The organism is Coriobacteriia bacterium, assembly GCA_034370385.1.
GTDB lineage: Bacteria > Actinomycetota > Coriobacteriia > Anaerosomatales > PHET01 > JAXMKZ01.
Genome location: JAXMKZ010000024.1, coordinates 13239 through 25074, shown reverse-complemented (window position 1 = coordinate 25074; position 11836 = coordinate 13239). Strand labels below are relative to the sequence as shown.

Annotated in this window: 11 protein-coding genes; 3 read left to right on the top strand and 8 right to left on the bottom strand. The window is 62.7% G+C overall.

Going from position 1 to position 11836, the window contains the following annotated elements; all coding sequences use genetic code 11:
* Window positions 1-18: 18 nt before the first annotated feature.
* Window positions 19-1284: a glycosyltransferase gene (locus U1E26_05855; protein MDZ4169162.1), complete on the top strand. Its 1266-nt coding sequence runs from the start codon at window positions 19-21 to the stop codon at window positions 1282-1284.
* Here U1E26_05855 and U1E26_05850 read toward each other — a convergent pair.
* On the bottom strand, window positions 1277-2533 hold the full coding sequence (locus U1E26_05850) for a glycosyltransferase (protein ID MDZ4169161.1): 1257 nt from the start codon (window positions 2531-2533) through the stop codon (window positions 1277-1279). The two genes, U1E26_05855 and U1E26_05850, sit on opposite strands and share 8 nt — an antisense overlap.
* Entirely contained in the window at window positions 2530-2763 is a 234-nt protein-coding gene (locus U1E26_05845) for a hypothetical protein (GenBank protein MDZ4169160.1), read from the bottom strand. The genes U1E26_05850 and U1E26_05845 overlap by 4 nt, the downstream gene beginning before the upstream one ends.
* 153 nt (window positions 2764-2916) lie before the next feature.
* On the opposite strand from U1E26_05845, the gene U1E26_05840 reads away from it, so the two are divergent.
* Window positions 2917-4254 (top strand): glycosyltransferase, encoded by a 1338-nt coding sequence (locus tag U1E26_05840; protein ID MDZ4169159.1) that lies wholly within the window; start codon window positions 2917-2919, stop codon window positions 4252-4254.
* 65 nt (window positions 4255-4319) lie between these two features.
* A complete protein-coding gene (locus U1E26_05835; protein ID MDZ4169158.1) occupies window positions 4320-5204 on the top strand; it encodes a glycosyltransferase family A protein in 885 nt (294 codons plus the stop codon).
* Window positions 5205-5231: 27 nt separating this feature from the next.
* Here the strand turns inward: U1E26_05835 and U1E26_05830 are convergent, their stop codons facing one another.
* The 6 genes from U1E26_05830 to U1E26_05805 form a co-directional block, all read right to left on the bottom strand.
* Entirely contained in the window at window positions 5232-6467 is a 1236-nt protein-coding gene (locus U1E26_05830; GenBank protein MDZ4169157.1) for a glycosyltransferase, read from the bottom strand.
* On the bottom strand, window positions 6464-6877 hold the full coding sequence (locus tag U1E26_05825) for a hypothetical protein (GenBank protein ID MDZ4169156.1): 414 nt from the start codon (window positions 6875-6877) through the stop codon (window positions 6464-6466). Before U1E26_05825 ends, U1E26_05830 begins: the two co-directional genes overlap by 4 nt.
* Window positions 6878-6912: 35 nt before the next feature.
* A complete protein-coding gene (locus U1E26_05820; protein ID MDZ4169155.1) occupies window positions 6913-7695 on the bottom strand; it encodes an ABC transporter ATP-binding protein in 783 nt (260 codons plus the stop codon).
* Window positions 7679-8503 (bottom strand): ABC transporter permease, encoded by an 825-nt coding sequence (locus U1E26_05815; GenBank protein MDZ4169154.1) that lies wholly within the window; start codon window positions 8501-8503, stop codon window positions 7679-7681. Before U1E26_05815 ends, U1E26_05820 begins: the two co-directional genes overlap by 17 nt.
* Before the next feature lie 126 nt (window positions 8504-8629).
* On the bottom strand, window positions 8630-9850 hold the full coding sequence (locus U1E26_05810; protein MDZ4169153.1) for a glycosyltransferase: 1221 nt from the start codon (window positions 9848-9850) through the stop codon (window positions 8630-8632).
* A gap of 83 nt (window positions 9851-9933) precedes the next feature.
* On the bottom strand, window positions 9934-11814 hold the full coding sequence (locus U1E26_05805) for an O-antigen ligase family protein (GenBank protein ID MDZ4169152.1): 1881 nt from the start codon (window positions 11812-11814) through the stop codon (window positions 9934-9936).
* Window positions 11815-11836: the final 22 nt, after the last annotated feature.

Here is an 11836-nt window from a genome sequence, read left to right as displayed (position 1 = left end):
TGGAGTCCAAGCCACGCGATGAGTGCACTCGATACGCCATTGGCTGGAGCAAGAATCTGCCTTGTCGCCAGCAACACACTCATGTTTCACCGGCGCTTCCTGCTTGAGATGCAGGCACTGGAAGACGCGGGCGCATACCTCAGAATCGTCGGCTTCTACGAGGACTCCCCTGCTCCTCCTGGCAAGGAGTTCCACCCTGTCCCTTTGAACACTCGTAGACGACCCGCGGTCGAGGAGCTCGTCCCCGCCGGTTCGGCATCGGCGCGAGGAGTACGCTCGAGAGTCGAGAACACCGCGCTGGGCATAGCCCGGCGACTCGCCTATCAGCCGTGGGTGCGCAAGCCGGTCGATCTGGTGCTCGGGCCGGAGTTCACCACGACCCCGCGGACCGAACTGCTCCAGCAGTTTGCCCCCAACACGGACATCTTCTGGGCGGTGGACTACCTCAACCTGGAGAACACCAGTGCGGTTGCCGCTCGCTCGGGAGTCCCGCTCGTGTACGAGACCATCGACCTCATTCCGGAGTATGACCACCTGGGCCCTGCGTTCAGCAGACGCGCGAGGAAGATCGAGCGAAACCTGATGTCACAGGTCGCCGGATTCGTCACCGCATGCGACGGATACGCGGACTACTACGAAGAGAGATACGGCGACATCCCGGGCTTCCGAAGACCGGTAGTACACGACAACGCTCCCGAACACTCGGTCCCGAGCATCCGGCCGACAGGGGAATCGCGCAGGTTTCTGTTCCTCGGAGCGCTGACTTTCGATAGGCCGATCGTGGAGCTCATCGAGGCATGCGCGGCCGCGGGTGGCGCGGTCGATCTCACGTTCCAGGGCGAGGACTACCTTGGCGATGCGCCACGCCAGCGCATCGCGGATCTCGGCCTCGGGGACCGGGTGCGCATCGTCGAGCCTTGCAGTGGCGAGTCGATCGTGGAGACCGCGGCGGCGTACGACGTGGGCATCGTCGCGTTGAGAGGGCGTAACGAGAACGAGCGGCGCGCGACGACAACGAAGCTGCTGACCTACATGGCTGCCGGACTCGCAGTCATCGGGTCGGATCTACCCGGAATCTCCCACGTCGTCAGCACCCACAAGAACGGCCGGCTCGTCGATGAGGCCGAACACGGCGGGTGGGCATCGGCGCTTGTCGCGATGTCCGCACTGCCCGCGCTTGAACTGGATGACCTGAAACGCCGATCACTCGCGGGATCCGCCGACCATTCATGGGCGCACCAGCGGCCGGTCTTCGTCGAGGAGTTCCGGCGAGTGCTCAGGTAGTCGCGCGCCGACGCGCCGCGAGTCCCCGATACACATCGGCCAGCCCGGACAGGTATGCGTCGTGGCTGAACTCCGTCTCGGTCACGACACGCCCGAGAGCGCCGCGCCGTTGGGCGTCTTCAGGACTCTCCGCAAGGGCGTCTAGCGCGGCGCGCAGCGCCCGGGCGTCTCCCATTGGGACCGCGATGCCACATTCCGGGGCATGCGTGATCCACGGAAGCGTCGTGCCCTCAAAGCAGACTACGGGGCGCGCCGATGCCATAGCCTCAAGAGCCATCAGCCCGAATCCCTCGGCGGTTGATGGCATCACGAAGACATCGCACGCCGTGAATGCCTGCCGATAGAGTTCCGAATCATCAACCCAGCCCAACTCAACGATGCCGTAGTCAGGCTCCAGTTGCACAACCAGCCCCGGCTGGTCGACGGTCAGCAGCGTCGTGGCACGTCCCGGAGGACCCAGCTCCAACGCCTCGATGAGGTACGGGAGGCCCTTGAGCCCCTGCGGGCTGGACCGGCACATGATGACGTAATCGTCCAACGGGACGCCAAGTGCCTCGCGAGCGGCTGACACACTCCCGTCGCCGGCGAAGCTGGAGCTGTCCACACCAAACGGGACCAGATGAACGTGCTCGAGGTGCGCCGTGATCGGACTGCACCTGACGTTCTCTCGCATCATCTCCGACGCGACGATGACGTCGACCTCAAGATTCTCGAATACTCCTTGCTTAAGCCGCCACATCCGGTTAGCACGATCTTCCTTCAAGACGAACCCGGCGTTGAGGTCTGGACAGACCTCGCAGCCATCAAGCCACCGCCGGCAAGCGCCGGGCTGGATGCAGTGACCGGTGATCGGCCAGGAGTCGTGGAAGGTCCAGACACATGGCTTGGCCGCGCACAGCGTCGCCAAGTCGGGCAGCGAGACTGTCTGGTTGTGGATGAGGTGAAAATGCACTACATCTGCCCGCTGAAACTCATCAGATTCGGCGAGCACCTTGCCCCACGGGAACAGCACGTCGTTCATCGAGTGTTCAATCTCGACTCGCCAGACTGCGTCGTGAAGCCGCCTATCCGCATCTGACGCGCAAAGTGAGAACACGTCCGGATTATCGCTGAGCTTGTTTAGCACGGCCTGCTTACCGCGGATGCCGTAGCGGCGGAGATCAACCAGCAGGTCGTATCCATTGAAGTTCTTGCCGCGAAGGTCGGCGTCGTTGACGTGAAGCACGTTCAGCGGAGCCGCTTGCGTCATTTGGCGTCGTCTCTGTGGCGCATGCGGATGAACGCACGCCTGACCAGGACAGGTATCACGGCGAGGCCGAGCGAGCGCTCGTAGAGACGTACTCGCGGGTCAGCTGGGATAGGCGCCGGCGTAGGCACTGGATCCAGAAACTCGTCGCGTATCTCCAGCACAAGCTCCGACACACCCTTCAGGGCCTGCTGCGCCTCGGGGGTCGAGTAATCAAAGTCCTTGTGCGTCAACAGGCTCCTCCAGCAATGAGTACGGCACAGGGGCCACACTCAACTCGATTCGGTTATGCTTTCTCGGCAATACTACTATTCGCAACCTGCGAGCCGCTAACTGAGTTCGCTGCTTTCATGCGAGCAACCGAGAGCTTGGTCAAGGAATCACACTTGAAGGTCATCGACCTGATACCGGCTGCTGGATCTCCGGGCAGCCTCGCGACGACTGCGTTTCACGGCGCCCTGTTGGCGGGTCTCAGCATGATCGACGTGGAGGCTCGTGCTATTGGCCTCCCTCTGTACCCCGCGGACTGGACGCCATCTGTCCTCGGCGACGTCGAATCGCGTGCGCCGTGGCTTCCACCGACACCTTACCGTTTCGGGGACAGAGCGGATGCCGCTGAGCGGGGAATCTTCGAACGCGACAACTGCGCAGGTGATGACCGTGCGCCCAGGTGGAGGCTTGAACTCCTGCTCGAACGCGAGCTGCTCGCATTCGCACAACGGGAGGAACGTGTCGTTGTATTTGTTGACACGCGATCGTACCCGGTCATGCGCTCGGCGCTTCGATGCGCCCGAAGGCTCGGCTGGAAGACGGTTGCATTCTCGAATGAGGCCTTGACGGACCTCCAGATAGACCCCAAGGACCGGGACGACTACATCCGTTGCGTAACCGGGTGCGCGGACGGCGTGTGGACGGTCTCGGAGCATCTTGCCGCGTACTGGACCGAGCACGGAGTGCCTAGCGAGCGCCTGTTCCTCCAGCCCTCGGTAGTGCGAGCATCGAGCTTCGACGAGAAGCCATCGCCCACAGGTACATCTCGAACCGCATACGTGGGCAATCTCGCTCATCAAGAGGTTCGGTATCTGATCGAGATCGCGTCGCTCGTACGCGCCGCCATCCCGGAGTTCAAGTTGAGCATCTTCGGGGACGCGACTGCAGAGACAAGGGACGGCTTGAAACGAATGGTGGCCGACCGCGACCTATCCGACGTGGTCTTCGTTGAGCCCCCCGTTGTCCCAGCCGAAGTCCCCTCGGTGTTGGCGCAAGCAGACGTGCTGCTGCTTCCGCGCTCTAGGGGCGAGTTCTCGGATGCGGGCTTCCCAAACAAGCTTGGCGAGTACCTGGCCTCCGGCCGACCTGTGGTGGTCACCCGCGTTGGAGACATACCGCTCTACCTGGTTGACTCCGAATCCGCCTTCCTCGTTGAGCCTGACGATGTGGACGGCTTCGCAGCGGCCGTAGTACGAGCGCTGCGATCGCCCTTACTGGGAGCGGAGGTGGGTTTGCGGGGGAGCGAAGTCGCTCGCCAGACCTTGCGCGCCGATGCTGTCGCGCGAAGGCTTGTCGCTTTCACGGACTCGTTGCCTGTGCAAACCGTCGCTGAGCCGATTCGAACCAGCAGGCAATGGATGCGCATGCTCTCCGCCCTACCTGACCCCGCCCTGCTGCGTCGAGATGCATCACTGCTCGCAAGGTCGCTGGATCCCCGTCGCCGAACACGCTGAGCCGTCGCAGGTTGCACCGCCCCCGTTCCGAACCACATGGACCTGACACATCAAGGAGCGTCCAGATGCCCCGCTTTTCAATCGTCGTGCCGGCCTACAACGCAGCCACGACACTCCCGGAGACTCTCGATGCGGTGCTCGAGCAACAGCTCGCCGACTGGGAGTGCGTGATAGTCGACGACGGCTCGACCGATTCAACGGCCAGAATCGCATCGGAGTACATGTCGCAGGACAAACGATTCCGAGTCGTGCGCCAGGAGAACCAGGGTTCAGCTGGCGCGTACAACACGGGCGTGAGCTCCACGGCAGGAGAAATGATCGTCATCTGTTCTGCAGACGACATCCTGCTCCCGAATCATCTCGAACACATGGCGCGCTTCATCGAGGAAGAGGCCGGCTACGATATCTACTCAACAAACGGGTACTTCTGGAATCCGGACGGACCCAGAGAACAGGTATACAGCCCCGAGGACCGAGGCAGTGTCATCTCGCTGAGGCTCGAGGACGTCATCCGGTGGTGCTTCTACAGTGTCGGAGCCACATATCGGCGAGAGTGGTTCGATCGGGTAGGCGGCTATCGCATGGGCGTGTTCGGAGAGGACTACGACTTCTGGATGCGTGCGATGGCGCTTGGCGCACGGCACCGCTATCTGCCGAGCGCGCTGTCGCTTCACCGGAAGAGCGAGGCCCAGAAGTCAGCTGACGTCGAAAGGGCATACCTCTCAGACATTCGACTGGTCACTGATCTGCGCCGGGACTTCAAGCTGTCGCGAGAGGAGGTCATCGCGGTAGAAGAGTGCATCGCAACGAGGCAGTACTTGATCGCCGAGCTGCATGGCGAAGAGCCGACGCCCCCGCCAGCTCGGTACCGCGGCCTGCGAGGTGCAGTCGTCCGACTGGTTGGACAGGACTCATACGAGAAGATCGCGGCGCGATTCCGGAAGGGCTGAAGAAGAGGGGCTGCGCACGCTCCACTCCTATTCACGCCGCTTGCGAGTGAGCACCTCTCGGTACACGTCGCACAGGCCGTCAAGGTAGCGGTCGATGCCGTAGTCGGAACCGGCTATCTCTCTGCCCATCCGTCCTCGCCTCGCGATGCCCTCCGGGTCGTGAGATAGGCTGTCGATTGCCTCGCGCAATGCTAACGGGTCGCCCGGCGGCACCGCCAATCCGCACTCCGGGGACCGAACGACTGATTCGACTGCAGTACCCTCGAGACATACGACCGGACGCCCCGCCGCCATGGCCTCGAGGGCCATGAGTCCGAATGACTCCGCCCTCGAGGGCATGACGAACACGTCGCAGGCCGACAGCAGCCGCGAGTAGAGCTCTTGGTCGTCAACCCACCCGAACTCGCGCACGCTGTACTCCTCGTGGAGTCTGTGCAAGAGCCCGACTGAATCCAAGGTGGCGAGGGTGGTAGGCCGAGTCGGAGGATGCAGCCCCATGCTGTCCACGAACACATCCGTCCCCTTCAGAGTACCTGGCGCCGCCCGAGACAAGAGCACGAAGTCATCGCGGGGAATGCCGAGTGCATCTCTGCTCGCAACCTTCTCGGAGTCGGGCAAGAAGAGGTCGCCTCGCACGCCGAAGGGAATCAGGTGCACGTGCTCGAAGTGCGCGGTGAGGGGGCTGCGCTTGATGTCGTCCAGCATGAGGTCAGATGCCGCGACGATATCGACTTCAAGCTCGGCGTAGACTCGCTGCTTGAGTGCCCACATCTGACCTGCGCGGTCGACCTGCATCCCAAACCAACGATCGAGGTACGGGCAAGGATCGCACCCTGAGATCCAGCCTGAACATCCGAGCGGCTGCACGCAATGGCCGGTGATGGGCCACGAGTCGTGAAACGACCACACCGACGGCTTAGTGCTGAAGAGCCACGGCAGGTCCAGGAGCGAAAGCATCCGGTTATGGAGCAAGTGATAGTGGACGACGTCGGCTTCGCGAAACTCCTCTGACTCGGCCAGAACGCGAGCCCACGGGTAGAGAAGGCCGTCCATGCCCTCCTTCTGCTCGACCCGCCACAATGCGTCGTTGAGCGCCTGGTCAACCGGGTCCTCGAGCAGCGCAAAGACCTTGTCACTCGCACTGCTCTTGATCAACACCGCTTGAGACGCGTCGATACCTCGACCGGCGAGATCCTCGATGAGGTCGAAGCCGCTGAACCGCCGACCCCGCAGGTCCGCATCGTTGACTTGCAGAACCTTCATCGGATCACTGGAGTTCGACGGAGTCTGCGCCGAACCGCGTAGGCAATCCTGCGAGCGAGCACGGGAGCGACCGCGAGACCGAGTGACCGTTCGTAGAGGACAACCTTGCGCACAGTGCTCTCACAGATCACCTCCCGGCGAACATCCCGAACCAAGAGTCCGGCGATACCGATCTCCTCAGTAGGGCGCCCCTTCCGACGCTCTCGAGCGGCTCGTCTCAGCAGCACGAAAGGAACGGCGACGCCGAGGGTCCGCTCGTACAGACGCGAGCAGGAACCGACCTTGCGTGCCGTTCCAGGCTTCTTGAGCCCCCTGCGAAGCTCCAGTACGCCCACAAGGACACGCCGAATGGCCTCCGCGCCCTCCGGCGTCGAGTAGTCGAACTCCGGGTACGATGAAGGCTTCACCATCTCACTCAGTCGCCCCGTTCCGTCGGACGCACCCATCAGATGTTGGCCTCGTGATAGGCGGTCGCCACCTCTTCCGCGGGCCCGATCATCTTCATGGTGCCGTGGTCGAGCCAGAGAATGCGATCGCACAGCGATTGCATGAGTTCCCGATTGTGGCTGACCAGGATAACGGTCGCTCCCTCCTTGCAGAAACCGAGCATCCTTGCGCGGCTCTTGCGCTGGAAGGATTCGTCACCAACACCGAGAATCTCATCGACGATAAGAACATCCGGCTGAACATCTGTCGCAATCGAGAAGCCCAGACGAGTGACCATGCCGGTGGAGTAGGTGCGAAGCGGATTGTCGATGAAGTCCCACACCTCGGCGAAGTCCACAATGCGTTCGAACTTCGAGTCCATCTGTTCGCGAGTGAATCCGAGCAACGAGCCGTACAGGTACACGTTCTCGCGACCACTGAGTTCGGGATGGAAACCCGCTCCCATTTCGAGCAGCGGCGCCACGTGTCCCTTGACCCAAACGCGCCCCTCGGTCGGGCGCAGCACCTTGGCCAAGACCTTGAGCATCGTGCTCTTGCCGGCCCCGTTGCGGCCCACAATGCCAAAGACCTCACCTCGAGCGAGCTCCACACTGACATTTCGCAACGCCCAGAACTGCTCGTGGGTGACCTGCCGACGAACGCGCTTGATCGCGTATTCCTTGAGCGAGGTGATTCGCTCCTTGTTCACGCGGTAGACGACGGATACGTTCTCAAGTCCAAGCACCAGGTCAGGCACGGCTTCGGGGTGTCGGTGAATCACCCCGCTAGAGTCGGTAGGCAAGTTCATCCGCCTTTCGCGCGAACGCGAACCATCCGATGAGCAGCATGCTCACCGCGACAACTGTTGCGGCGCCAACATGCGCCAGAGAGGGCCAGTTGCCGTAGTAGAGCGGATCGCGGAAGAGCAGAATCAGGTGGTACATGGGGTTCAGGTTGAAGAACCACCATCTGTACTCGATCGGGATGATCTCGTAGGGGTAGAAGATCGCGGAAACATACATCCATGCCGTGAGGAAGATGGCGTAGATGTCGATCACGTCGGGGAAGTACACCGTCCACGTCGACAGCAGAAGCCCGAGACCGAGCGAGAACAAGGTCAGTAGAAGAACCGCAAGGGGCAGAGAGAGCAGCGCGGGCGTAGGCGGAACCCGAAGAATCGCCATGATGACCGCTAGTGGGACGAAAGAGAGCATCAGGTTCACCAGACCCGCCCCGACGGAGGTGAACGCAAACAGCGTTCTCGGGATGTACACGCGATGAACGAGGGGGCCCGACCACAAGAGCGTCTGGGGTGCCGCGCTTGTCACCTGTGAGAAGAAGCCCCAAGAGATAAGGCCACTCAGCACGAATATGGGGTACTTCGGCGTGGTGATGTGAAACAGCTGGTAGAAGACGACCATCATGATCAGCATGGTTCCCAAGGGGTTCAGCATCGTCCAAAGCACGCCGAGCGTCGACCGCTTGTAGCGAGTCACGATGTCGCGGCGCACGAACTCCGCAATCAAGTGGCGGTATCGATAGGCGTCGAGCAGTTCCTCGAGGGCGCGCGGCGGCCGGACTGCCGAATCGTAGATGGGCCCTTCGCTCATTGACACAAACCCTCACTCCGGTTCACTGATTGGCCCGTCCTGAACGTGACACATCATAATCGAAGCGGCACCGCCACGCAGACGCTGAGGCAAGACCTCGCTACCTTCCCGGATTGACCAGACTGGTCAGGTCTGAAGCTCGCGGAAGATCCGTTCGTACGCTTCGATGCTCCGCTCAAGCGAGAACTCGGCCACCGCGCGCTCCCGGGCTCGCTCGCCCATCTGGATCCTCCGATCCACCTCTTTGGAAGCCTCAACCAGGGCCGCCCCGATCGCGTCAGGGTCCTTGGGCGGCACGAGCCAGCCGGTCTCCTCGTCGCTCCCCACACCGGCTGAAAGCGCGAGCACAGCCTCGGGAATCCCGCCGACGCTCGTGCCAATCACCGGCAACGACGCTGACATCGCCTCGATGATCGAGTTCGGCAGCCCCTCGTGGTGAGACGGATGTGCGAACACGTCCGCCGCCGACAGCAGTAGTGGCACATCGTCGCGCTCGCCGAGGAACGAAACGTTGGCCGCGACGCCGCATGCCGCCGCCAAGGCGTCGAGCGTCGCACGGTTGCCCTCCTGGTCACGACCCGCGATCAGCAGTCGCCACCCCGTCGGCATCTGCTCGGCCGCAAGAGCGCACGCCTCAATGAGATCTGCATGGCCCTTGTACGTGTGCAGGTTTCCCACCGCCAGAATCACGTAGGTGTCCTGCGCAATGCCGATTTCCTCGCGTGCCTTCTTTCGGTCACCGGAGTGTCTCTCGAACGGCGCGGGATCGATGCCGTTGTGCAGCAGCCGCAGTTTCGCGGGATCCACGCCCTCCTCGGCCAGTTCGCCGAGTATGGGCCTGGAGTTGCCGATGGCGATATCGACGCGAGCGTGCAACACCGAGCGCTCCAGCCACGCCAGCATGGCGTTCGTGTCGCTGTAGAAGTTCAGTGACAGTCGGCTCATCACACGCCTGACCTTGGAACGCATGAGCATGCAAGCGAGCATGCCGTAGCCGTACGAGTTGGGCAGGAAGAAGTGAGCGATGTCGACCTGTTCGGCACGGAGCGCATGCCCGATCCAAGGTACGACACGCGACAGATAGGCGACCGTCCGAATGCGCCGCATGAGCCATGACTTCGACACGGCCGGCGTGCCTAGGTCACCTGCGATCACCCGAATCCCCTGCCGCTGGAGCTCCGGTGCCAAGATGCCGGCCCGCTCGTAGGCAAGCACGATCACATCGAACTCATCGCGGTTGAGCTGCGGGAAGTTGCGCACTATATCGAGCTCGGCGCCGCCCACTTCGAGGGTACCGATGACCACGGCTATCTTGGTCCGGCGCTTGAGCGGTCCATCTGCAGGCACGGGGCTCGACTACCCTTTCGATCCAAGTGGAATGCGCGCTGCCAGTGTACCCGAGCGTCGCTAGGGGCAGCCCCGGCCTGTCACTACCGCTGAATAGCGGTCTCCACGATCTCACGCTGCTGCTGGCTCACAGGTCCTCGAAGCACCCGGACCGCATAGTCGTTCGCCACCGCATCAAGGCCACGCTGAGAGGCATCCATGGCCACCACGGCGTCCCAGAGCGATGTCGACGGATCCGCTGAGCGGCCGTTTTCAAGAGCCTTGACCACGGTCTCGTGCCCCGCTTCAGACTGCTCCGATTCCACGATCGCGACGGTTGCCGCGACCGCAGCGAGGTCCACCGACCAAGGCACGTCGCGCGAGGCGATCCGCAGAACATCCTTAACCCGCTCGAGCTCAGCCGAGTCGCCTTGCATGGCCCCGGGGCCGATCATGAGCACGGCCGAGAAGGCGAACCCCGGCTCAGGATATCGCCGGTAGAGTTCCAGCAGTTGGCTGACTGTGGTCGCATCGGGCTTCGCGAGCAGAGACTCGTATCGCACCTGATAGACCAAGGCACCCGTCGCGAGAACCGCTACGGCGGCGGTACACGCTGCCAGCCCCACGACGGCCACACGATACGAGGTTGTGGCCAACCTCGGCAGTCTGCCTTCTCGCTCAACAGCCCCACGGAGCACCAATCCCGCGATGAGCGAAGCGCACACGAGCGCAGAAGGGCCGATCCAGCTGAACAGTCCTGCTGCTACCAGCGTCACCGGCATCGACGCTACAAGTACGCCGGCCGGGCGTGGCAATCTGGTCGCCTTCCGAATCATCGATATCATCACGGCCGCGACGGCTGTGACAACAAGCAGCAATCCGATGATTCCTCCGCCGAGAAGCAACGCCAAGACGACGTTGTGCGAATCGTTCGTGGCGTACATCGATATCATGCCGCGCGAATCCACAACCCAGTCGATGACGGCAGTGAACTGCTGAGGCCCGCGCCCAGCGAGGGGGTGCTCGGAAATGGTCGCCCATGCGCTGCGCCAGATCACGCCACGGCTGGTGCCCTGCTGATCGAGGAGCGTCTGCGCCTCCGCGCCCAACGAACCGCGCGCCGCAAATACTCCCAACACGGTCGCGGCCAGCACGACGGCACCCAGAATGAGTACCGACCACTCTGCCACTCGGCTCCGACGCCTCGCGAGCCACACCGCAGACGCGAAGGCGAGCGCCGCCAGCAGGCCTACCAAACCGGCCCGCGATCCGGCTGCGAAGACTCCGGAGGCGGCGAGCAGGGCCGCCAGTGCGAAGAACACACGATGCACCTTGCTCGCGCTCCCGAACGCGAGAGCAATGAGACTGAGTGCGGCTACACTCAAGAACCCCCCGAGCGTCATCGAGTTCTCGAATGCGCCGGCAGCCGAACCCTGGAACCTGGCGCCGGTCGTCACGGCCTCGATCCACGCAAGCACGGAGAACGCCGCTCCCGAGAGTCCAACGACCAGCAAGACGTGTCTGAGTGCGGAGAGCCCGAACATCATGCCTACCAGAAGCCATGCGACAGCCAGCAGCACGGATGCTGAGCCGGCGGACAGCCCGTAGACTCCGATGATCGAAACCGCTGGATTCGCGGAGGCAAGTGATCTGGCGAGCATCCAGGCGACGGTCAAGGTCGCGAGGACAACGATCCGGAAGGACTGCGGGCCGACGGGAAACTGGCGACGAAGTAGCCCAACGCATAGTAGAAGCGCAGCAGTCCCGAGGCCGACGGCTTGGACGACGCTTTGCATGGCCCCCTGCGGGAAGAGCAGTGGTGCCCAGAGCACCGCACCCAAAGTCAGGGCGATGACAAGTTCTTCGCTGTTGGGAACCTTCTGCCAGAGCTGACCAGGGCCCGCGTCCGGCGCGGCCGGCGAATCCGAGTCCCGCTCACCCGCTTCGGAGACGCATTCGACAAGCTCGGTGTTCTCGGCGGGCATGGGTACGGCTCCTCTAGCAGCG